Here is a 23,378-nt window from a genome sequence, read left to right as displayed (position 1 = left end):
ATTGCTCTCCGGTTCTTGACCCCGGTTGGAGAAACGACATGACAACAGCCATTACACTTTCCGAATCCGCTGCAAAACGAATCGCCCAGATCGTCTCTGCCGAAGCCGGCAAGGAGGCCCTGCGCGTGTCCGTCGAAGGCGGCGGCTGCTCCGGCTTTTCCTACAAATTCGACCTCGATGGCGCGCCGACCGACGACGATCTCGTCATCAGCAGAGACAACGCCAAGGTCCTGATCGACAGCATGTCCGTGGTCTACATGGAAGGCTCGGAAATCGACTTCGTTGACAATCTGCTCGGCCAGTCCTTCCAGATCAAGAACCCGAATGCCGTCGCAAGCTGCGGCTGCGGTACCAGCTTCTCGATCTGACGGCACGCTCCATTACGCCTGTTGATAGATTGAAAACGGGTGGCATTCGCCAGCGCTTGGTTTAAAACGGTTTCCATCAAAACATGGAATGTCCGATGAAGATTGCCACCTGGAACATCAACGGCGTCAAGGCCCGCATCGAAAACCTCTGCCAATGGCTGAAGGACTCGAACCCCGATATCGTTTGCCTCCAGGAAATCAAATCCATCGATGAAAATTTCCCGCGTCTGGAGATCGAGGCGCTCGGATATAATGTCGAGACCCACGGTCAGAAGGGTTTCAACGGTGTGGCGCTGCTGTCCAAGATAAAGCCAGATGAGGTCAATCGTGGCCTGCCGGGTGACGATGCAGACGAACAGGCCCGCTTCATCGAAGGTGTCTTTTCCGTCGAAGGTGGCGTAATCCGGGTGTGTTCGCTTTACCTGCCCAACGGCAACCCGCCGGACGATCCGGTCAAATATCCTTACAAGCTGGCATGGATGGAACGTCTGCGCCGCTTTGCGCAGGCTCGTCTGCTTCTGGAGGAGCCGCTGATTCTTGCAGGCGACTACAATGTCATCCCGGAGCCGTTCGATTGCTACGACCCACGCGCCTGGGAAGGTGATGCGCTATTTCTGCCCCAGACCCGCACGGCTTTTCGCGCATTGGAAAACCTGGGCCTGACCGATGCCACCCGCGCCACCACGGATGCCGCAAACCTCTACACGTTCTGGGATTATCAGGCCGGCGCATGGCCGAAGAACAACGGCATCCGCATCGACCACCTCATGCTGTCCTGCGAAGCCGCAGATCGTCTTCAATCCGTGTCGGTCGAAAAACACGTCCGCGCCTGGGAAAAGCCATCCGACCACGTCCCAGTCTGCGGCTATTTCGACTATCAACCCGCTGCGTGATTGCCGGCTTGCAACAATCCTTCAGCGGCACAGCGTTTTCCCGTGAGATGAAAACGGTCTGACCGGCGTAAAAATCCAAATGATCTGTTCGTAAAAATGCCCGGGACAAGCCCGGGCATATGAAGAAACGCACGCCGCTGGCGGTGCCAGCGTTGTTGCTGTCTGGCTGCCCAGAATGAGCAGCCAAGGCTTTCCCGATCAACCGGCTTCCTTGACCCGCTGAAGCGCAATGCGCAGGCTCTTGACCTGAAGGTCGAGTTCCGTCTTGCGTTCGCGGTCTGCCGCAACGACTTCCGGGTCTGCATTGGCCACGAACTTTTCGTTCGACAGCTTCTTGTCGATCCGTTCCAGTTCCGCTTCCGCCTTACCAATGGCCTTTTCGAGACGGGATTTCTCGGCAGCGACATCGATGAGATTTCCAAGCGGAATGCACACTGTCGCCTCACCCAGCACCAATTGGGCAGAGCCCTTCGGCGCAACGTCGGCCGCCAGAATTTCATCTGCGCGCGCCAGACGGCGAATGGCAGCCGAGTGACGGTCGAGACGCATTTCCGTGGTCGGGTTTGCAGCGACGACGACGAGCGGCGCAGTCGCGCCCGGCGGAACGTTCATTTCGGAACGGGTCGAGCGAATACCGGAAACGAGATCGACGAGCCAGTTGATTTCCGCAGCCGCAGCCTCATCCCGGAATGCGGGCGTTGGCCAGTCGGTGTGGCACAAAAGGTCGGCGCGGCTTTCGCCCTCGCCTGCCGAATGCGCCCAGAGCTCCTCCGTCATGAACGGCATGAAGGGATGCAACAGCTTGTAGATTTCTTCCAGAACATAGGCCGCGCAGGCCTGGGCTTCACGCTTGGCATCTTCATCGTCACCGCTGAAGACCGGCTTGAGCAATTCGAGATACCAGTCGCAGACCTGGTTCCAGACGAAGCGGTACAGCGCACTTGCCGCTTCGTTGAAACGGTAGTTCTCAATCGCACCCGTAACTTCCTCTGCCGTATTGGCAAGTTCGGTGAGGATCCAGCGGTTGATCGTCTGCGTGGTCGCTTCGGGAATAAAATGCGGGTCGCGCTTCACGCCGTTCATCTCGGCAAAGCGTGTCGCATTCCAGAGTTTGGTGCCGAAGTTGCGGTAACCGGCGATGCGGGCGGGGTCCAGCTTTACGTCACGCCCCTGCGCCGCCATCACGGCCAGCGTGAAGCGCAGCGCATCCGCACCATACTCGTCGATCAGCTCCAGAGGATCGATGACGTTGCCCTTGGACTTCGACATCTTCTGGCCGTTCTTGTCGCGAACCAGCGCATGAACATAAACGGTGTTGAACGGTTCAACGGCGTTGCCCGCATCGTCCTTCATGAAATGAAGGCCCATCATCATCATGCGGGCGACCCAAAAGAAGATGATGTCGAAACCGGTGACCAGCACATTGGTCGGGTAATAACGCGCCAGTTCCGGCGTCTTTTCAGGCCAGCCCAGCGTCGAAAACGGCCACAGCGCCGACGAGAACCACGTATCGAGAACGTCTTCGTCGCGGATCAGGATTTCGCCTGGCTTGAAGTTCTCAAGCTTCTCCTCGACCCAGCCCTTCCAAGGACCTTCATGGGCCAGATAGTGCTGAATGGCCGCCTGCAAGGCGTCCTCTTCCGTCTTTTCGACGAAGACCTGGCCGTCTGGACCATACCATGCCGGAATCTGGTGGCCCCACCACAGCTGGCGAGAAACGCACCAGGGCTGGATGTTTTCCATCCATTCGTAATAGGTCTTGTCCCAGTTCTTCGGGACGAAGTTGGTGCGGCCTTCGCGCACGCTCTCGATCGCCGGCTTGGCCAGCGTCTTGGCATCGACATACCATTGTTCGGTCAGGCGCGGCTCGATCGGTACACCGCCACGGTCGCCATGTGGCACCATGTGCTTGTGCGGCTCGATCTTGTCGAGCAGGCCAGCCTCTTCGAAAATCTCGACGATGATCTTGCGCGCGGTAAAGCGATCCTGCCCCTCAAGCCGGTCCCATGCGCCGTGCAGCGCGGCGGGATGATCCAGACCTTCGAGAAAGTCTTCGTTCTCCTTGATGGTGATCGTGCCATCGACATTCATGATGTTGATGGCACGCAAACCTGTGCGCTTGCCGACCTCGAAGTCGTTGAAATCATGCGCAGGCGTGATCTTGACGGCACCGGTTCCAGCGGCCGGATCGGCATAGCTGTCGGCGACGATCTTGATCTTGCGGCCTACGATGGGAAGGATCGCATGCTTGCCGATGATGCCCTTGTATCGCTCGTCGTCCGGGTTGACGGCGATACCGGTGTCACCCAGCATGGTTTCCGGACGCGTGGTCGCAACCACGATGTAGTCGCGCGTTTCGTATTCGGTGGGCTGTCCGCGATCGTCCCAGGCAACGGGGAATTCGTAGGTAACGCCCTTTTCCAGCGGATAGCGGAAGTGCCACAGATTGCCCTTGATCTCCTGCGGCTCGACTTCCAGATCGGAAATCGCCGTCAGCAGTTTCGGGTCCCAGTTGACCAGGCGCTTGTCCTTGTAGATCAGCCCCTGCTTGTACAGGGTGACGAAGACCTCAAGAACCGCCTCGGAAAGCCCCTCATCCATGGTAAAGCGCTCGCGCGACCAGTCGCACGATGCACCAAGACGCTTCAGCTGGTTGAAGATCAACCCGCCCGATTCGGCTTTCCATTCCCAGACCTTGTCGATGAAGGCTTCGCGGCCCATATCGCGGCGCCCCGGAAGCTGGCTTTCCATCAGCTTGCGCTCGACCACCATCTGCGTCGCAATGCCCGCATGGTCCATGCCCGGCTGCCACAACACGTCCTTGCCGCGCATACGCTCGAATCGGACCATGATGTCCTGAAGCGTGTTGTTGAGCGCGTGACCCATGTGCAGCGAGCCGGTCACATTCGGTGGCGGAATGACGATAGTGAAGGCCTGAGCGCCCGGCTTTGCGTTCGCGCCAGCGCGGAAGGCATTGGCATCGTCCCAAGCCTTGGCGATTTTCGGTTCTACGGATGCGGAATCGTAGGTCTTTTCGAGCATTTACGGACCTGAATTTTAGAGTTCCTGAGCATGCTGCGCAAAACCATGGAGAGATTGAGCGGGAATAACATGCGACAATATGAAAGAAACTACAGCACATCGCGGATCTGACAAACCGCAGTGCGCCGTATGTATTATTTTTTAAATAAGGATGGGGTGTCGAGAGTCAACAGCATCCGGCCTATTTCGGACGGCACACGCGTCAAACAAAAAGCCGCCTCCTGGTCTCGAACCCACTCGCAAGGTTAAAGGCAACCGTGAAAGGAGAGGTTCTCGTCAGAAGGCGGCTTTGATTCTCTTATCCCTGCTGAAAAAGGCAGGCGCGAAACATCATGCTCAGGAGAGCAAGGGCTCGTCCGTGAAGCTGCTCTCGGGAACCTTACCGCTGGCAAGCGCCATGATTGCAAGAACCGCGTGCTGGCGGTCCCACCCGGCACCCTCGGCCTTTTCGATGAGGCCGTTGATTGATGGCTCGAGAGCAAACTGGCATTCAGCCTGATAATCCATGGTGTCGACCGAAAGCGACGGGGAATTGATCAAAGCGCGCATGTAGCACTCCATTCTGACGCACGTTTCCTGCAAGGATCGCAGGATGGCGTAAATTCACACACTTAAATCACTGGCCATCATTATGATGACCGGCGGTACAAGTAAAACGAATCCCCCAGCGGTCGGCAGATTCGGTCATATGAGTGTGAGTGTCAAGTTCACGCGGCAGATAAGCCTGTGGACAGACAAGTGGGTTGTCCGCCGTCAGAGATCGCGGCGCGGCTTGCGTCGCCAGATCAGCATCGCCATCAACACGAAGGAAAACATGATGAACCACGTCAGCGGAAACGCCATGAACAACGCCGCATAACCGCAACTTTCCTCAAAGCAGGAACCCATGCCCCCTGCCTCGGCGATGACGGTTACCGTGAAGGCAGCAGCAACACCGCTCCCGACAACACCGGCAACCAGAATCAGAATGTTGGTAAAAACTCTCATCTCCGTAATTAAGCGGCCAAATGAGACAGCTTTGCGGACCGAAAATCATATTATCGGAAAGAATCGGAAAAGGTTCGCGACGTGTCACATCCGACACAGCGGATGGCGACTTCACAACAATTTCAACCGATTGAGAGAAAATGGTGGGTGATGTAGGGCTCGAACCTACGACCCGCTGATTAAGAGTCAGCTGCTCTACCAACTGAGCTAATCACCCGCCGTCGCCGCCGTCTGGCGGTGTGAGTGGCCGTATAAAGAGGATAATTCGGCTTGTCCAGCGCGGAAATGACATTTCTGCGAAATTTCTGTCGTAAATATCTCGGCTGGACTGCGAACCCCAGCAAAACCGGGCTTTTCAGCCCGGCTTGCGGAATGCCCTACCCGCGCCGGAACGCGCGGGCGATCGCAATCAGAATACAGGCACCAATGAAACCGGCGATGAGGTAGCCGATCCAGCCTGTCAGCACGATGCCAAAGACAGCGAGAATGGCGTTGGCGACGATCGCGCCGACGATTCCCAGAATGATGTTCATGAAAACACCCATATTACTCTTCATGAACTGTTCGGCGAGCCAACCGGCTATGCCACCAATAATGATCGCGGCGATCCAGCCAATACCAGCAGTTCCCATGACGCTCTCCTTGTTTGCGCACAATGTATATTCGGTGGTGGTAATGGTTGAGACCGGCAAGAAGTTCCGCGCTATTCCTGAGGTCGGTTCTTGATACGCCAAACGTGCCGTTTATTTTGATCGAATGATTCGGCCGCAGCAAAAAAGGGCATTTCTGATGACGTTTTCGATGAGGCAACGACGCTGGTTACCGGCCCTGTTCCTGTTGCCTGTGGTGTGGCTGTTGATGGGGTCCTTCGCTTTCGCGCAGGTCACGGATCAGGGCGCGCCGAGCGCTCAGATGCCGATCGTGGAGCAGTCCAAGGCCGATCTCGAAAAATCGAAGACCACGCTGGCGCAGATCAGCCAGCAGCTCGAGGAGGCACGAGACGAGGACCCTCGCCTTGTCGATCTCAAGGGCAAGGCAGACGATCTGGCAAGCACCGCAAGCAGTACGGTCAGCAGCCTGCGCAGCAGGCTCGATGAAATCAACGCACGCATCACCTCGCTCGGCGAACCGCCAAAGGAAGGCCAGCCGCCGGAAGCCAGCGTGGTGACCGATGAGCGAACAAGACTGACCTCCGAGAAATCACAGATCAACGCGGTCCTTGGCGATGCCGAGGCGGTTGCCGGACACGCCACGCAGCTGTCCAACAACATCACCTCCATTCGCCGTGCATTGTTTGCCGCCACCCTGTTCAAGCGCACGGAAATCTCTTTGCCGGTTCTGGCCGAGGCAGGCACGGAATTCGTCGGCGAAATCACGTCCCTCAGCAGCTCGCTCACCGGCTGGGCGATCTTCGTTTGGAATTACAAGCGCGTGTCGATGTTCGGCGCGGTGAGCCTGTCCGTCATGGCGGCATTGCTGTTCATGGTGGGCGGTTATCGCCTGCTGGGGCACCGGATGGACCGGCGCGCCTTTTCCGGTGAGCCGTCCTATCTGCGACGTCTGTCGGTGGCCTTCTGGTCGACCACCGTTCAGTCCATGTCCGTGTTTCTGTTCATGTCGGTCTCGGCATTTCTGCTCGATAATTTCGGCGTTTTGCGCCCCGACATCGAACCGATCGTTTTCGTCGCGATGTCCGTCATAGCCTTCGTTTATTTCGTATCGCGACTGACCTATGCGATCTTTGCGCCAACGCAGCCGGAATGGCGCCTGTTGAAGGTTTCAACACGCGGCGCGCATATCATCTCGTCGGCCATGCTCATCATGGCGCTGGTCAACGGCCTCGACTACCTCTTCAGCACCATCAGCGAGACGCTGAATTCACCGCTGATTCTGACCGTTGCCAAGAGCTTCGTTGCCTCCATCATCATCGGCATCATTCTCTTTGCCCTGTCTTTCGTGAAGCCACTGGCAAGCACGGATTTGGAAGGAGATGGTCGTGACAAGGCCATGCCGCGCTGGCTTTCGATCCTGCTGCGTGTCGGCGGTCTGCTGTTGATCGGCGCGTGTCTCACCGGCTATGTCGGGCTGGCCCGGTTTCTCGCAACGCAGATCGTGTCGACCGGGGCGGTCTTGGCAACCATGTATATCGGCATACTCTCAGGCCGCGCCATTTCCAAGCAGGGCATTTTCGCTGAAACACTCGTGGGGCGTTATCTGGGCCGACGGTTTGGCCTGGGACCCGTCCCGCTGGACCAAGCCGGTCTCGGCGCGGGTCTCGGCATCTACTGCGCCGCCCTTGCCTTCGGCGTTCCGCTGGTGCTGTTTTCCTGGGGCTTCCAGCCCCGCGATATCGAGAGCTGGGCCTATCGCCTGCTGACGGGTTTTTCCATCGGCAAGACCTCCATCTCGCTTATCAGCATCATCACCGGCATTCTCGTCTTCGTTATCGGCTATGCGGTCACTCGCTGGTTCCAGAAGTGGCTGGACAGAAACGTCATGGCGCGCGGTCAGGTGGATGCGGGCGTGCGCAACTCTGTCGGCACGGGCATCGGCTATCTCGGCGTGGTCGTTGCGGCCATCTTCGGCATTTCGTCTGCGGGTCTCGATCTCTCCAGCCTCGCACTCGTCGCCTCCGCCCTATCGGTCGGTATCGGTTTCGGCTTGCAGAACATCGTGTCGAACTTCGTGTCGGGCCTTATTCTGCTGGTCGAACGACCCTTCAAAGTCGGTGACTGGGTGGTGACAGGCACCGTCGAAGGCACGGTCAAGCGGCTCTCGGTGCGCGCGACGGAAATCGAAACCTTCCGAGGCCAGTCCATCATCGTGCCGAACTCGGAATTCATCAATTCCTCCGTCGGCAACTGGACGCATAGAAACCGCATCCAGCGTGCCGAAATTCCCGTTTCCGTGTCCTATGACACCGACCCGCAGCGGGTCATGGATATTCTGCTGGAACTGGTAAAGAAGCAGACTCCGGTTTTGCGCAACCCGGAACCGCATGTGGAATTCCTGCGGTTCGGAGAGTTCGCACTGGACTTCGAACTTCGCTTCCATCTGGCCGATCTTAGCCACGGCCTCACCGTCAAGAACAATCTGCGTATGGAGATTTTGAAGCGGTTCCACGAGGAAGGCATCAGCATTCCTATGAAGCAGCGTAATCTGAACATTCACGTCGATGCGGACAACAATCCCAATGCGCTGGCCGCGCTCATGGATGATGGAGACAAGCCGGTCGCGCCCCAGACGCCAGCTGCGCCGAAGCAGGATATTCCAAAGCCCGAACCTGCGGAACCTGCCGCCAAGGATACCGAAATCGAGACGGCCAGACCCTCTGCACGCAACCGCAGAGGCTGATGCTCAAAAGCCTTGAAAATCGTCAAAAGGCTCGCCGTCGCGGCGAGCCTTTTGCATGTCGTAATCAGGCGTTTGAGCAACGGTGCGACATTGCATAGTCTCGCCCAAACTGGTTCGGTGAAGCCCGCACAAAGCGGGCAAATATGCCTCAAGGGGAACTTGCATCATGAAGACACATGCGCGGGCGGTGGTAATCGGTGGCGGCGTTGTCGGTGTTTCGACGCTCTATCATCTGGCCAAGAAGGGCTGGAGCGATGCGGTTCTCATCGAGCGCAAGGAGTTGACGTCAGGCTCCACCTGGCATGCAGCCGGCCTGCTGCCGCTGTTCAACATGAGCTACTCCGTCGGCCAGATCCACAAATATTCGGTGAAGTTCTACGAGGAGCTTCAGCAGGAAACCGGCATGAATGTCGGCTTCTCCAAGGTCTCCAACATTCGTCTCGCACGCACCAAGGACCGCTGGGACGAATATATGTATTATTCGGGCATTGCCGAAACCATCGGCGTCAACGTCAAGATGCTGACGCCGGAAGAGGTCAAGGAAGTCTGGCCGCTCTGTGAGACCGATGGCCTGCTGGGCGCGATCCAGCACCCCGACGATGGCTACATCCAGCCCGCAGACCTGACACAGGCGCTGGCCAAGGGCGCGCGCGACCGTGGGGCCACCATCTACCGCAACACGACCGTGACGGCGCTGGAGCAGCTTGAGAACGGTCACTGGAAGGTGACGACGGACAAGGGCGAGATCATCGCCGAGCACGTCATCTCCTGTACAGGCAACTTTGCCCGCAAGACCGGCGAGATGGTCGGCATCAATATTCCCGTCATTCCGGTCGAGCATCAGTATATCGTCACCGAGCCGCACCCGGATATTCTGGAACGCCGCAAACAGGGCCTGCCGGAAATGGGCGTGCTGCGTGAATCCGACAGCGCCTGGTACATGCGCGAAGAAGCGGGCGGTCTCATCCTCGGCCCTTACGAGGTCGGCGCACCCGTCTGTTACGTCGATGGTCCCTCGGACCAGAGCGAATACGAGCTGTTCCAGGAAGAACTCGACCGTCTCATGCCGCATATCGAAGCGGCCATTGCCCGCGTTCCGGCCTTCGGCGAAGTCGGCATCAAGAAGGTCTATAATGGCGCCATCGCCTATACGCCGGATGGCAACCCGATTGTCGGCCCTGCCCCGGGTCTTAAGAATTTCTGGCTGAACGAAGGCCACTCCTTCGGCATCACCGCTGCCGGTGGCGCGGGCTGGCAGCTGGCGGAATGGATTGTCGATGGCGAGCCGACGCTCGACCTCATGGGTGTCGATCCGCGCCGCTTCGGTCCTTACGCGACCGAAGGCTACCTCATCGCCAAGAACGAGGAGGCCTATGCCAACGTCTTCACCATGCACTATCCGGATGAAGAGCGCGCCGCTGCCCGTCCGCTGAAGACCACACCGATCTATGATCGCCTCAAGAAACTCGGCGGCGTCTTCGGCTCCGTCTATGGCTGGGAGCGCGCCAACTGGTTCGTGCCTGAAGGTTACGAACTGAAGCCGGAAGAACTCGGCGTCGGCGCTGACGTCATCACCAACCACAACCATGCGCCTGCACTGGATGATGGCCGTATCGTTGAAAAATGGTCGTTCCGCCGTTCCAACTACTTCGAGCATGTCGGCAACGAGGTGAAGAACGTCAACCAGAATGTCGGCGTGCTGGATATGTCGGCCTTCGCCAAGATGGAGGTCTCCGGCCCCGGCGCGCGCGCCTGGCTGGACTCGATCCTCGCCAACGCCATTCCCAAGAAGCGCGGTCGCATCGCCCTGACCCACCTTCTGACCAAGGATGGCGGCGTGAAGGCGGAGTTCACCGTCTATGAATGGGCACCGGGCCGCTTCTACCTCGTCTCTGCCGGTGGTCTTGAAAACCATGACCATGACGTCCTGCGCCGTCTTGCTCCAACCGATGGCTCTGTCATTCTCCAGCCCATCACCCAGAAATACGGCGTGCTGGCACTGGCCGGCCCGAAGTCCCGCGAGGTGCTGAAGAAGCTGACCCGCACCAGCCTCGACAACAAGGATTTCCCATGGCTCACCGCCAAGGAAATCTCCGTCGGCGTCGCGACGGCGCATGCGCTGCGCGTCAACTTCGTTGGTGAGTTGGGCTGGGAACTGCACCACCCCATCGAAATGCAGGCCTATATCTTCGACCGGCTGATGGAGGCCGGTGCAGAGTTCGGCATCAAGCCTTTCGGCATCCGCGCCATGGTCTCCATGTCGCTGGAAAAATCCTACCGCAACATGGGCCGCGAACTCTCGGTCGAATATAATGCCTATACATCCGGCCTTGACCGCTTCATCAAGCCGGAAAAGCAGTTCATCGGTCGCGACGCCGTGGTGGCGGGCAAGGAACAGGGCCTGAAGTGGATTTTCTCCACCCTCGTCGTCTCCGGCAACACGACGGTCGATGCGCGCGGCTCGGAAGCCATCTACGACGCGTCAGGTAATGTCGTCGGTCGCGCCACCTCGGGCGGCTTCGGCTGGCGCATCGGCAAGTCGATTGCGCTTGCCATGGTGTCTCCGGATCATGCAGCCATCGGCACCAAGCTGAAGATCAAAATTCTCGGCGATCTCTATGACGCCGAGGTGGTGGTCGAGAGCCCGTTTGACCCTGAGAACGCGATGCTGAGAGCCTGAGGCGCAGCATTCGACGTTATACCGGTTTGCCAACACTGCAGTCCGGTTTAAACTGAGAGGCCAGCTTCGCGCGAAACGCTTCATCATCCGCCGTCACCCCGCACTTGCTGCGGGGTCCAGCAGCCGCGCGTCTGCGCGGCGAGAAAATTTCTCTCAGCCCAAGGACTAGAGCGTTTCCTTGTTAAATGGAAATTTCCGCCAGGACAAAGGCGATCGGCTCGACCGTACCGTGGGGTATGCCCTTCGCCAATCGCCTTTGTCCTGGCGAAAATCTGCTCCGGCAGAACGTTTCCATTTAACAAGGAAACGCTCTAGGGCTGACTGGATACCGCATCAAGTGCGGTATGACGTAATGGATATGTTCTGACTGTAGGAAATTTCGAAAATACGCTGGACGTGATCAGTCGGCGTCGCCAGCGGAGATGTTTTGCGCAAGTGAGATGGCCACGCGCCGGTCGTCTTCTGCTGCCACAGAGAAAGCCTGCTCCTGCAGGTTCTGGATCCACTTGCAATTGACGGCGGAACACTTGTCGAGTGCTGCCGTCATGAAAGCGAGCCCGCGTACTGTCTGGCCTTCCTGAAACAGCAGATTGCCGAAGATGGACATCGCGCCCGCATGACCGTGCTTGCGCGCCTGGTTGAGCCATTTCTTGGCCTGCTGGGTATCGGCACGACCGCCCTCGCCCGCCAGAATCATTTGCGCCAGTTCGAACTGCGCCTCGGCGATACCGAAGGTGGAGGCAACCTGAAAATAAAGCTGACGCGCTTGGGAAAGATCAGTCTTGACCGGGCTACCGGGAATGCCGTGGCGATAGTAGTCGGCAAGAGACAGCAGCGCATTGACGAAGAAACCTGTATCTTCGGAACCGGGCTCTACGCCCTGGCTGGCAATCTCGCTGTAAATCTTGAAGGCTTCGAAATCGTTCTTCGCCACACCATCGCCAAAGGCGTACATGTTGGCCAATGCCCAGCGGGAACCGGTATGGCCCTTCTCCGCCGCATAGCGATACGCCTCGACAGCGTCGTCCTTCTTGCCGCTCTTGTAAGATTTGAAGCCGAATTTGAACAGGTCGAAAGGACCGGATTCCTTGGTCACGCCGGAATTGATATCGAAAGCCGCAGCAGGCATTGCGAGCGTCGCAAGCAATAGTCCCGCACACAGGGGCTTCAAAACGTTGATGTCACATTTCAGCATTTAAACGGACTTCTCTCACTCTTCCCGGCGTATAGCGAATACTCACGCAATACTGCAAAGCCAATTCACACCAGGCCGCAATTTTGGAACACACTGCGTCTTTCCAGCCGCACTTTTCAGGGTGCTGCCGGGTACGGTCTGCGGCGGTAGATCAGTCTTTGCATGGGAACAAATGTAGGAGCCGTTTCCGGCAATATAACGGCGTCTGACTGCCGTCATAATCGTGCCGAGCAAAAACACGCCGCTTTTACGGGCGTTTACTTGCTTAGACACTGAATCCACACCTGTTTTCACTTCGACCCCTCACACAGAACCTCTTTCGAAGCCCGCATATTCTTCCGTTTCCCGCGTCCTTGAAGACAAACAAGCAACTTGTTTGTGGCGGGAAATGGACAAATAGACAGGCATTCTTACGCTACGTGAAGGTTGCATAAATATGTTGCCAAATCGTCACAATATTGCCGATGGGCAACAAAAAACCCGGCCTTGGAGGGCCGGCTTTTGGGATGACTCAAGCGCTATAAAAAGAATACCAAATGATTAGAAGGCGATTTTGTAAGAAGCAGTAAGCGCATAGGCCCAGTCGCCATTGGCAGTTGCATCAAAATCTGCACCTTTTGCCTTAGACTGACTTCCAGACGTCAAGTAGGAGAGTCCCGCCCCAACTCGCAAAACGCCCGGGCCCCCTTTTATCTGTGAGCCGAGGCCAAGCGTCCAAACGTCACTCATAATATCTGCGCCGGTTCCTACGCCCTTATCCCAAGTAAGCGTAACAGCACCAGAAACGTTATCATTGAAGCTGTGTCCGACACCGCCGGAAATGGTCCAGCCGTCTTTCCAGAAGAAGTTCTTTTGTTGATTAGCTGGCAACGCGCCGCCCGTAACAACAGCGATTGCGGGAATGCTATAATTAAGCGTTTGCAACACGCTCCAATCGGTCCATTTTACAGACCCGAAGGCAAGCCAACCCGGAGCAATACCACTTTGTAGGTTCAGTTCTAGTGATTGAGGAAGAGAACCCGAGCCGGTCGCGCTCATCTGACTAGGGACAGCAATACCCAGTCCGCCCAGCACTGAAGTGATTGCCGCGCTAGGCCTGAAAATGCCAGAGACGTCATGATCTACCTGCGAACGGTACAGCAGTTCCGCGCGAAGCGCGTATTCTGGAATTGTATACGCCGCACCTACCCTGTAACCGCCTGCAGATGAATCTTTGAGATTTAGCGAGCCAAAGTCTTTCACTTCTGTGTAATCAAATGATTCCACAAACCCACCGCCAATGAAATACATTTGGCCTGGTCCGACGTCAAAATTGACTGCGCAGGTTCCACCATATTCATTAGTGTCAAACTTAGATTTAATGACTGCGTTACCAGTTACGCCTAGCGCCACTAGAAGCGGCGGCAATGCGTCAGCTGCTCTATCGGCTGTCTGAGCCTGCGTACCATACTCCGACTTTGCGCCAAATGGCTGGGTGTAGGTGAAAGCACAGGAGAGATTTTCCGAAATGCGCGCCTTCGCAGAGAACGATGGAATCGCATAGTTCTTAGAATAATCATCATCCGTGCCGGTGGCGCCATTGATAGTCGCATATCCACGCTTCGGAATAACATAGATTATACCGCCGCGGGCAGCGACACTTCCATCTTCGTAAAGGATCTCAGTGTCAGCTTCACCGCGCGCAAAACCGCCAGCCTGTACTGCGGTGACCGCCGCACAAGCGCCAAAAAGGCCAAGGGTCGCTGCTCTCATAAACGTGTATGCCATGTCTCTCCCCAATCAAGGCAACCTATGGTGAGACCGTGCCGTGGTTTGAAAAAAAAGACAATCTGCCGCAAGTGCCGGAAGCCATTTTGCACTGCAAAAATAATTTACGTAAAATGCCCAACAAAAAAACATATGAGCAAAATATTGCTCATTTTTTCTAATTACTTTGGATTATCTCCCATTATCTGAAATAATATCCCATCACTGTCCCAGCGTGTGACTGTGTCACAACAGCCATAGTTTTCACCTCGAAAAGCCTTGATATGGTCTACTTCGCCCAAAGGTCGCATAAAGGGGGCGCAATTCTCTAAGATTGTGAAGCGATTCTCGTGTGATCGATTGGAGACCGAGTTCCCAGACTGCTCGCTACACGGCACCCAACTGCCCCGCACATCGAAAAAGTTTGGCGTCACACGCGGCCCGTGATACTGCATCGGCAAAATTGCCTCCCGAACGGCAGGCTATCCAATCACACGAACATGTCCGCCGGAACGCACGTCGTGCTGCATGGCGGTGCGGGTGCGCGATGCAAGACAAGACTTATTCCCCCATTCATGTCATCGGCGGCGGTCTGGCCGGTTCGGAAGCGGCCTGGCAGATTGCCGAGGCCGGTGTTCCCGTCATCCTGCACGAGATGCGCGGCGTGCGCGGCACGGATGCGCATAAGGGGGATTCTCTTGCGGAGCTCGTGTGCTCCAACTCTTTCCGCTCCGATGATGCAACGGCCAATGCCGTCGGCGTCATTCACGCAGAGATGCGCCTTGCCGGCTCGCTGATCATGGCCTGCGCCGACAGGCACAAGGTACCGGCGGGAAGCGCGCTGGCTGTTGACCGTGACGGATTTTCACACGCTGTCACGCAAGCGCTCGAAGCACACCCGCTGATCACCATCCAGCGCGAGGAAATTTCCGGTCTGCCGCCGAAGGAATGGGACAACACCATCATCGCGACTGGCCCGCTCACCTCGCCGGACCTTGCCGCCGCCATTCAGGCGGAAACGGGCGAGGATGCGCTGGCCTTCTTCGATGCCATCGCCCCCATCATTCACCGCGACAGCATCAACATGGATATCTGCTGGTACCAGTCGCGCTACGACAAGGTCGGCCCCGGTGGCAACGGCAAGGATTACATCAACTGCCCGATGGATGAAGCACAGTACAACGCCTTCATCGATGCGCTCGTGGCGGGCGATACCGTCGGCTTCAAGGAATGGGAAGGCACGCCCTATTTCGATGGCTGCCTGCCGATTGAAATCATGGCCGAGCGCGGGCGCGAAACACTGCGCCATGGCCCCATGAAACCCATGGGCCTCACCAATGCCCATAACCCCACCGTCAAGGCCTATGCCGTCGTGCAGCTACGGCAGGATAACGCGCTTGGCACGCTCTACAACATGGTCGGCTTTCAGACGAAACTGAAATACGGCACGCAGGCGGATATTTTCCGCATGATTCCCGGTCTGGAAAATGCCGAATTCGCACGGCTCGGCGGCCTGCACCGCAACACCTATATCGATTCACCGCGCCTGCTCGATCCGTCTCTACGTCTCAAATCGCGCCCGTCCGTGCGCTTTGCGGGGCAGATCACCGGCTGCGAGGGCTATGTGGAAAGCGCCTCCATCGGCCTGCTCACAGGCCGCTTTGCAACAGCCGAGCGCAAGGGCGAAGCTGTCAGCCTGCCACCGGCCACGACGGCACTCGGTTCGCTGCTCAATCACATCACCGGCGGTCATCTCTCGACGGATGAGGAGCAGGGAAAACGCTCCTTCCAGCCGATGAATATCAATTTCGGGCTGTTCCCCGAGCTTGCGCCGGGTTCCATCGTCAAGCCCGAAGGCGTCAAGCGGTTCCGCGGCAAGGACAAGACAGTCATGAAGCGACAGTTGACGGCCGTGCGCGCGCTCAATGATTGCGCGGCCTGGCTTGGCGTTCCCGCTCCTGTCTTTGCTCAGGTCGAAGAGGATGGCGAAGGCGTGGAGGCTGGCGCTTCCGCTACCTGATCGTCCTCGATGTCGGGATGGTTTTCGGCGGCTTCCAGATAGCTGCCGAGCAGCCATAACGAGACTTCCGCCGCCTCGCCTGCCGATTTGAACCGGTATGCACCGCTATATTTCGGTGCGTCGGCAAAGGTGACGACGAAACCGTCGCCCGTCTCCAACTGCTCGATGCGAATCTGCTCCGGGTCCAGCATCATGCAGGCATGGTGCTTGCCCATATTGCGCATGAAACCGGCCTTGTTGTCGTGCAGCCGCACGAAGACGGCCATGCCGTCTGCCGTCGTGTGCAGGCTGCGAATGGCTTCGGTCGGAAAGGCGCGGGAGAAATCGAGAATGGCCTGGCCAGTATCATACCGGTCATCATCGCTGGTATCGCGCTTCATGCGCCAGAAATACATGCCCAGAAAGCCCAGCGGAACGAGAATGACGATCCAGATCAAAGGGTCCATCGACGTTGCTCCGTGCGGCTGTTCTTGGTGGCGGGAAAATATCTCATCATCGTCTGAGCTTCATAGCCAGCGAGCCTTGCGCGAATATTGAGCGGCCCGGAGCGTTTCCCCGTGAAATGGGAAACCTAGAACCGTCGCAGGAACGACGCCTTGCCCAGCAGCCACTGGCGACGAAGCATGGATGGCTGGATGTCCTGCTCGAACAGCCCTGCCCCCGCCTTGCGGGCATTGGCGATGACCTTGCCGGTCAAGGCAACGGGGATATAGGCCGGAAACACGGTCTTGGATATCGGTGCCTTGCGCGCCTTTTCCAGATGGTCTTGCGCGTGGGCGCAGAATATTTCCAGGGCAGCACCGATGCGCGTCGCATCCGTGCCTTCCAGAAACGTCTCGCGATCCAGCCCTGCCGCAGAGAGAATGTCGAGCGGAATATAGACCTGACCGCGCCGCCGGTGCAGCGGTGCCAGAAGAAGCATGCCCGCCATGGCCTGCGCCACGCCCGCGTGACCGGCAGCCTGCGCGCTTGCCGCCGCGTCTGAAGGAGACAGCACAAGGCTGCACAACTGGATCAGCGCTGACGCCGTTTCCCCGGCATAGCCTTCCAGCGCGTTGCGATTTTCAAAGGGGTCGTCATAGAGATCGAAAATTCGTGCCTCGATCATGTCGATCAGCGTCTTGCGCGGCAGATTATGCGTCTCGATGGCGCTCAGCAGAGCCGCTGCCACCGGGTTGGCAAGGCTGTCGCCGTGCGACGTACCCTCCAGAAAATCGCGCCACCACTGCATACGCACTTCGCCGGGCAACGGGTCACGCACCAGATCGCGAATGCGTGCAATCTCGGCGTTGAACGCATAGAGAGCGGCCAGCGCAGGGCGTCTGTCTTCCGGTGAAAGCAGACATGCGAGATAACGGTCGCGATCAAGATCACGCAACATCGTCAGGCATGCGTCACTGTCTGCCAAAGGCTCGGTCATGACTGTCTGCTCTTTCAGCCTTCAACGGCAATCAGGGCTGCTGCAACGGCGCGTGCTTCCGAAAGCATGATGTTGTAGGTGCGCACGGCGGCCCCCGTGCTCATCGGGTCGACGGAAATTCCGGCCTCCTTCAAGGCCAGCTTCAGTTCCCGTGGCAAAACGCGCATCGTGTCGCCCATACCCACCAGCAGCACTTCGATCTCTCCGGCCTGCTCTATGACCCTGGAGAAATCATCCGCGGTCAGTCTGGCCGGATCATCGACGCTCCATCCGTGAATGCCCGATGGCAGGCACAGGATCGAACCGCGATGAGACATATCGGCAAAGCGGAACCCGCCATTGCCATAGGCATCGATGGGCGCCCGGCCAGGAAAATGGGCCGGGCGTATTTCTATACCACCCGCCATCAGACGGCCGGCTTGCCGCCAATGGCGTTGGTCTTGCCCTCGGCCTTTTCGTCTTCAGGGTCGTTGCCGCCCGGACGCAGCTTGAAGGCGATGAGAACGGGGGCTGCGATATAGACCGAGGAGAACACGCCGATACCGACGCCGAACAGCATGGCGAAGGTGAAGGACCGGATAACCTCGCCGCCGAAGAGGTAGAGCGACAGCAGCGCCAGCATCACCGTCAGACCTGTCAGGATCGTGCGCGACAATGTCTGGTTCAGCGAAATGTCGATGATCATCGACAGCGGCATCTTCTTGTAACGCCGCAGGTTTTCACGAATTCGGTCGTAGATGACGACCGTGTCGTTCAGCGAATAGCCGATAATCGTCAGGATCGCGGCGATACTGGTGAGGTTGAACTCGATGCCTAGGAACACGAAGAGACCGATGGTGAAGACCACGTCGTGGACCATCGAAATGATGGCGCCCAGCGCGAACTGCCACTCGAAGCGCACCCAGATGTAGCCCATGATGGCGACCATGGCGAGCAGGATGCCGATCGTCGATGTGAAGGTCAGGTCGCCGGAAACGGCAGGACCGACGACTTCCACGCGGCGGAACTCGTATTTGTCTTCAAGCTCGCCACGAACAAGCGTGATCGCGGATTGCTCGGCATTCTCGCCGCCTTCCTGCGCCTGAATACGGATGAGAACATCCTGCGGCGTGCCGAAGCCCTGCGCCTGGATTTCACCGAGGTTCAACTGGCTCAGCTTCTCACGGATATCGGCGATATCGGCATCGCCCTGCTTGGCCTTGACTTCGATGACCGAGCCGCCCTGGAAGTCGATGCCCAGGTTCAGGCCCTTCGTCACGAAACCGGCAACGCAGGTCAGCATGACCGCACCGGTAATGATGAAGACGAGCCGGCGATAGCGCATGAAGGGAATATCCTTGCCGTCGAACATGGCGGTACGGATACCCTTGGGCAAATGCTTCGGACGGCTGCGGCGAACCCACACGCCGAACAGCCACGCCGTCAGCGTGTAAGCGGTAAAGACGGTGGTGACGATACCGACGGCCAGCGTCACGGCAAAGCCCTTGACCGGGCCCGTACCCATGTAGAACAGCACGCTGGCAACGATCAGCGTCGTCAGGTTGGCATCGATGATGGTCGCAAAGGCGCGGGTAAAGCCGTTCTCAAGCGATGAAATCAACGGCTTGCCGCTTTTCACTTCTTCTCGAATACGCTCATAGATCAGCACGTTCGAATCAACGGCCATGCCGATGGTCAGAACGATACCGGCAATACCGGGGAGCGTAAGCGTCGATCCGATGATACTGAGCACCGCCAGAAGCATGACAATGTTGACGACGAGCGCGATATTCGCCAGCAGGCCGAAGAAGCCGTAGAAAACGAACATGAAGATCACGACGCCAATGGCACCGATGGCGCTGGCCATGAGACCGGCATTGATCGAATCGCTACCGAGGCTTGGGCCAACCGTGCGTTCTTCGACGACAGTCAGCGTAGCAGGAAGGGCACCGGCACGCAGCAGCACGGCAAGGTCGTTTGCGCCCTGAACCGTGAAGTTGCCGGAAATCTGGCCCGAACCGCCGATGATCGGCTCACGAATGACGGGCGCGGAAATCACCTGATTGTCGAGTACGATGGCAAATGGCCTGCCGACATTCTGCTGGGTCGCCTGCGCGAAGCGCTGCGCACCACGGCTGTCGAAACGGAAGGTCACTACCGGTTCGTTGGTCTGCTGATTGAAGCTCGCCTGCGAGTCGACAAGGTTGTCGCCGGAAACCAGCGCACGACGCTCCACAAGGTAAGGAACCGGTGGATCGTCCTGCGAGTAGAGAATTTCGGATGTGGCTGGCGGACGGCCGTTCAGCGCTTCCTGGACGGGCATCGAGGTATCGACCATGCGGAAGGAAAGCTTTGCTGTCTGGTTCAGCAGCGACTTCAGACGCTGTGGGTCCTGAAGGCCCGGAACCTGCACGATGATGCGGTCGGAACCCTGACGCTGGATCAGCGGCTCGGTCGTACCAACTTCGTCCACGCGGCGGCGAACCACTTCGATGGACTGCGATACGGCGGACGACAGGCGGTAATTGATGCCCTCATCCGTCAGGTTGAGGCGCAGCAGGTTGTCGCCACCGTCGCTCATCGTCACTTCCGTGACCGATGTGCCGACCAGCGTGCCAGACGATACGGGCTGCGTCACGTCGCGCAAAGCGGTCTTGGCAGCCTCGTATTGCGCGGGATCGCTGATGCGGACCTGCACCTGCTGGCCGTTGCCGGCAAGGCCGGAATACTTGATGTTGGCATCACGCAGCTGGGTTCTTACATCGCCCACGATGGTCTCGAGACGCTCCTTCACGATGTCGGAGCGCTCGATCTTGAGCATGATGTGGGAGCCACCCTGAAGGTCGAGACCCAGTGTCACCTTATTATGCTTGTACCAGTCCGGCATGCCTTCCAGCTGCTTGTCGGTAAACAGGTTTGGAGAAGCGATGAACACGCTTATCAGCACGGCCAGCCAGATGAAGGCTGTTTTCCAGCGGGAAAAATGAAGCATTGAGGTCTCGGTCAGGGTTGGGTGTCAGAACCCAGGCTGCGAATGCCGCAACCTGCTTGTTGGGTGCGTCGCGTCAGTTACTTGGCGTTTGCCGGCGCTTCGGTCTTCACCGGCTCGCCCTTGACGCGGACTTCGGCGATGTAGCTGCGCGATGCGCGAACCTTGACGCCTTCAGAGATTTCAACTTCCAGCTCATTGTCGTCGATGACCTTGGTCACCTTGCCGACGATGCCGCCGCCCAGAACGACCTGGTCGCCGCGACGAATGGCCGTCAGCGTTTCCTGACGCTTCTTCAACTGTGCGCGCTGTGGGCGGATCAGGAAGAAGTACCAGACCACCATGAGCGGTGCGAACAGGAAAAGCATTTCAAGGCCAGACCCGAATGCAGATGGTGCGCCTGCCGCATCCTGGGCAAAAGCTTGGCTAATGAACATAAAGAACTCCTCAGATTATCGGGCGCAGTCTTAGCCACTGGCCGGCTTTTCAAGCCGCCGGAATATAGTTGCGATCCCCTAGAATGCAACAGACACAGACATGACGCCGTACCGTTTCCACGCCTCATAACCTTTCAAGGCGATAAACGCCATGCTACCCCGCAGAAAATCTACTGTTGTGCCGCCTTCACGCAACCGGCACGCACAGGATCGATTGCAGGGAGACATCACGATGACGCCGGAAGACACCAACAGGGCACTGCTTGCCGAAGTTCGCCGTCTGGCGGATGCGCTGGAACGGATCGCCGGGCCCGCGCCCATTGAAACCGACTGGAATAGCGCCGATTGCTTCGTCTGGGCTCCCGCCAACAGCTGGCTTCAGCCCGTTCCCCGGCCCAATCGCATCGCTCTTCAGCTCATTCGCGGCGTCGACCATGTTCGCGATATCCTCCACGAAAACACCTTGCGTTTCGCCGAGGGGTTTGCCGCCAATAACGTGCTTTTGTGGGGTGCGCGGGGCATGGGTAAATCCTCGCTGGTCAAAGCTGTTCACGAAGACGTGCGCGCCGCAACAGGCGCGTCCTTGAAGCTCGTTGAAGTCCACCGCGAAGATATCCACACCCTGCCCGCCCTCCTCGATCTCCTCAAGACGGCGAATGAACGTGTCATCCTGTTCTGCGACGATCTTTCCTTCGACCACGACGACACGGCCTACAAGTCGCTCAAGGCTGCGCTGGATGGCGGTATCGAGGGGCGTCCGGACAATGTCCTCTTCTACGCCACCTCCAACCGCCGTCACCTGCTACCGCGTCATATGATGGAAAACGAGCAATCGACAGCCATCAACCCGTCTGAAGCGGTGGAAGAGAAGGTGTCGCTCTCGGACCGCTTCGGCCTGTGGCTCGGCTTCCACAAATGCAGCCAGGATGACTATCTGACGATGATCGACGGCTATGCCGATTATTTCGACCTTGGCCTGTCGCGCGAGACGCTGCACCATGAGGCACTGGAATGGGCGACGACCCGTGGCGGACGCTCCGGTCGCGTGGCCTGGCAATATATTCAGGACGCCGCCGGACGGCTCAGAAAACCCATTGCGCGCTAAGCTTTTTCGCGCTCTGGCATTATTTCAATAAATATCCACAAGGAGTTGAATTTATTGAAATATCATAAGTCGAGAATCGCCTGATAAAACAATTAGATTTTCCTGTTTTAGCGCGGAACAAAGGCATATTCTGCCCGTTTCAGTGGCACAACGCGAGCCCGCGTGTGTTACAGGAGAGTAGAATGACGGATCAGATCAGATATGCGACACCCACAGACGGCGTTCACGCTCCTGTCCTGCGGGATTCCATCACTAATATATCATGGGGCGGCGTGTTTGCCGGTGTGGCCATTGCGCTTTCCCTGCACCTGCTGCTGAACCTGCTGGGCCTGGCCATCGGAGCCGGCGTCATAGACCCCGCGCAAAACGACACGCCCACAGCCAGTTCGCTGTCGATGGGCTCCGTCATCTGGATGATCGTCAGCGGCATCATCGCAGCCTTTATCGGCGCTTATGTCGCCAGCCGCATGTCTGGCCGCGTCGTACGCTCCACGGGTGCGTTGCATGGTCTGACCTCTTGGGCCGTTACCACCCTCGTCGTTTTCTACCTTCTGACCACATCGGTCGGCGCACTGGTAGGCGGCGCGTTTTCCGGCGTCACCAGCGTCTTTTCCGGCGCAGGCTCCACGATAGCAACTGCCGCGACAGCCGCAGCGCCTTCGCTCGCCAATGCCAGCGACCCGGTTTCCACGATCGAACAGCGTATCCGCGAAGCAAGCGGTGGGAATGATCCCCAGGCTCTGCGCGATGCAGCCGTCAGCGCCGTTCGCGCCGCATTGACGGGCGATCAGGCTCAGGCAGAAGATGCCCGCAACCGCGCTGCCGATGCACTGGCCCGCGCACAGGGCATTCCGGTCGATCAGGCCCGCCAGCAGGTCACACAGTATGAGACCCAATACAAGCAGGCCGTCGAGCAGGCCAAGACCCGCGCAACGGAAGCTGCCCAGGCAACGGCAACCGCTGTTTCCACCGGCTCCTACGTCGCTTTCGGCGCTCTGCTTCTCGGCGCAGTTGCTGCACTCTTCGGCGGCAACATGGGTGCTGCCCACACCGAGCGCCGCCGCGAAACAGTCGTGGAATAATCACATCACTCTCTTCAAAGGAATGCCCGCGGCAACGCGGGCATTTTTTGTGTCGAAATCTTCCTCACAAAAATGCCTGCG

18 protein-coding genes and 1 tRNA gene are annotated in these 23,378 nt (G+C 58.0%); 7 read left to right on the top strand and 12 right to left on the bottom strand.

Annotated features, from left to right (window positions below; translation table 11 throughout):
• Positions 1–38: 38 nt before the first annotated feature.
• Complete coding sequence (gene erpA / locus ASF29_RS04755) at positions 39–368, top strand: iron-sulfur cluster insertion protein ErpA (RefSeq protein ID WP_062449096.1); 330 nt, start codon at positions 39–41, stop codon at positions 366–368.
• 95 nt (positions 369–463) lie between these two features.
• Positions 464–1,261: an exodeoxyribonuclease III gene (gene xth, locus ASF29_RS04750; RefSeq protein WP_062449094.1), complete on the top strand. Its 798-nt coding sequence runs from the start codon at positions 464–466 to the stop codon at positions 1,259–1,261.
• A gap of 198 nt (positions 1,262–1,459) precedes the next feature.
• Here xth and ASF29_RS04745 read toward each other — a convergent pair whose 3' ends face one another.
• The 5 genes from ASF29_RS04745 to ASF29_RS04725 all read right to left on the bottom strand — a co-directional run bounded on the left by ASF29_RS04745 (position 1,460) and on the right by ASF29_RS04725 (position 5,922).
• Entirely contained in the window at positions 1,460–4,303 is a 2,844-nt protein-coding gene (locus tag ASF29_RS04745; protein ID WP_062449092.1) for a valine--tRNA ligase, read from the bottom strand.
• Positions 4,304–4,639: 336 nt separating this feature from the next.
• Complete coding sequence (locus ASF29_RS04740) at positions 4,640–4,852, bottom strand: hypothetical protein (protein ID WP_062449367.1); 213 nt, start codon at positions 4,850–4,852, stop codon at positions 4,640–4,642.
• A gap of 204 nt (positions 4,853–5,056) precedes the next feature.
• Positions 5,057–5,290: a hypothetical protein gene (locus ASF29_RS04735; RefSeq protein ID WP_062449090.1), complete on the bottom strand. Its 234-nt coding sequence runs from the start codon at positions 5,288–5,290 to the stop codon at positions 5,057–5,059.
• Positions 5,291–5,431: 141 nt separating this feature from the next.
• A tRNA-Lys gene (locus ASF29_RS04730) sits at positions 5,432–5,507 on the bottom strand.
• Positions 5,508–5,667: 160 nt separating this feature from the next.
• A complete protein-coding gene (locus ASF29_RS04725; RefSeq protein ID WP_062449089.1) occupies positions 5,668–5,922 on the bottom strand; it encodes a GlsB/YeaQ/YmgE family stress response membrane protein in 255 nt (84 codons plus the stop codon).
• Between the two features lie 124 nt (positions 5,923–6,046).
• On the opposite strand from ASF29_RS04725, the gene ASF29_RS04720 reads away from it, so the two are divergent.
• Positions 6,047–8,644: a mechanosensitive ion channel family protein gene (locus ASF29_RS04720; protein ID WP_062449087.1), complete on the top strand. Its 2,598-nt coding sequence runs from the start codon at positions 6,047–6,049 to the stop codon at positions 8,642–8,644.
• A gap of 166 nt (positions 8,645–8,810) precedes the next feature.
• Complete coding sequence (locus ASF29_RS04715) at positions 8,811–11,324, top strand: FAD-dependent oxidoreductase (protein WP_062449085.1); 2,514 nt, start codon at positions 8,811–8,813, stop codon at positions 11,322–11,324.
• Between the two features lie 400 nt (positions 11,325–11,724).
• Here ASF29_RS04715 and exoR read toward each other — a convergent pair whose 3' ends face one another.
• Both exoR and ASF29_RS04705 read right to left on the bottom strand, forming a co-directional pair.
• On the bottom strand, positions 11,725–12,519 hold the full coding sequence (gene exoR, locus ASF29_RS04710) for an exopolysaccharide production regulator ExoR (protein ID WP_062449083.1): 795 nt from the start codon (positions 12,517–12,519) through the stop codon (positions 11,725–11,727).
• Positions 12,520–13,059: 540 nt separating this feature from the next.
• The gene (locus ASF29_RS04705) at positions 13,060–14,286 is read right to left on the bottom strand and encodes an outer membrane protein transport protein (protein WP_062449081.1); all 1,227 of its coding nucleotides are present in this window, start codon (positions 14,284–14,286) and stop codon (positions 13,060–13,062) included.
• A 526-nt stretch (positions 14,287–14,812) separates the two neighbouring features.
• Between ASF29_RS04705 and trmFO the strand changes: the two genes are divergently transcribed.
• Positions 14,813–16,285: a methylenetetrahydrofolate--tRNA-(uracil(54)-C(5))-methyltransferase (FADH(2)-oxidizing) TrmFO gene (gene trmFO, locus ASF29_RS04700; RefSeq protein WP_062449079.1), complete on the top strand. Its 1,473-nt coding sequence runs from the start codon at positions 14,813–14,815 to the stop codon at positions 16,283–16,285.
• Here trmFO and ASF29_RS04695 read toward each other — a convergent pair.
• The 5 genes from ASF29_RS04695 to yajC form a co-directional block, all read right to left on the bottom strand.
• Positions 16,234–16,731 carry a hypothetical protein gene (locus tag ASF29_RS04695; protein ID WP_244473490.1) on the bottom strand — a complete coding sequence of 166 codons (498 nt, stop codon included), beginning with the start codon at positions 16,729–16,731 and terminating at the stop codon, positions 16,234–16,236. The two genes, trmFO and ASF29_RS04695, sit on opposite strands and share 52 nt — an antisense overlap.
• A gap of 125 nt (positions 16,732–16,856) precedes the next feature.
• Entirely contained in the window at positions 16,857–17,705 is an 849-nt protein-coding gene (locus ASF29_RS04690; RefSeq protein WP_062449077.1) for a phytoene/squalene synthase family protein, read from the bottom strand.
• Between the two features lie 14 nt (positions 17,706–17,719).
• The gene (locus ASF29_RS04685) at positions 17,720–18,112 is read right to left on the bottom strand and encodes an Mth938-like domain-containing protein (RefSeq protein ID WP_062449075.1); all 393 of its coding nucleotides are present in this window, start codon (positions 18,110–18,112) and stop codon (positions 17,720–17,722) included.
• Positions 18,112–20,676 (bottom strand): protein translocase subunit SecDF, encoded by a 2,565-nt coding sequence (secDF, locus tag ASF29_RS04680; protein ID WP_062449073.1) that lies wholly within the window; start codon positions 20,674–20,676, stop codon positions 18,112–18,114. Before secDF ends, ASF29_RS04685 begins: the two co-directional genes overlap by 1 nt.
• A gap of 77 nt (positions 20,677–20,753) precedes the next feature.
• Positions 20,754–21,110 (bottom strand): preprotein translocase subunit YajC, encoded by a 357-nt coding sequence (gene yajC, locus ASF29_RS04675; protein WP_062449071.1) that lies wholly within the window; start codon positions 21,108–21,110, stop codon positions 20,754–20,756.
• Between the two features lie 232 nt (positions 21,111–21,342).
• Between yajC and ASF29_RS04670 the strand changes: the two genes are divergently transcribed.
• Both ASF29_RS04670 and ASF29_RS04665 read left to right on the top strand, forming a co-directional pair.
• On the top strand, positions 21,343–22,215 hold the full coding sequence (locus ASF29_RS04670) for an ATP-binding protein (RefSeq protein WP_062449069.1): 873 nt from the start codon (positions 21,343–21,345) through the stop codon (positions 22,213–22,215).
• Positions 22,216–22,397: 182 nt separating this feature from the next.
• The gene (locus ASF29_RS04665) at positions 22,398–23,297 is read left to right on the top strand and encodes a TIGR04086 family membrane protein (protein ID WP_062449068.1); all 900 of its coding nucleotides are present in this window, start codon (positions 22,398–22,400) and stop codon (positions 23,295–23,297) included.
• The last annotated feature ends 81 nt before the right edge of the window (positions 23,298–23,378 follow it).

It is taken from the genome of Rhizobium sp. Leaf262 (genome assembly GCF_001422245.1).
Lineage (GTDB): Bacteria > Pseudomonadota > Alphaproteobacteria > Rhizobiales > Rhizobiaceae > Agrobacterium.
This window is presented reverse-complemented; position numbering and strand designations above follow the sequence as displayed.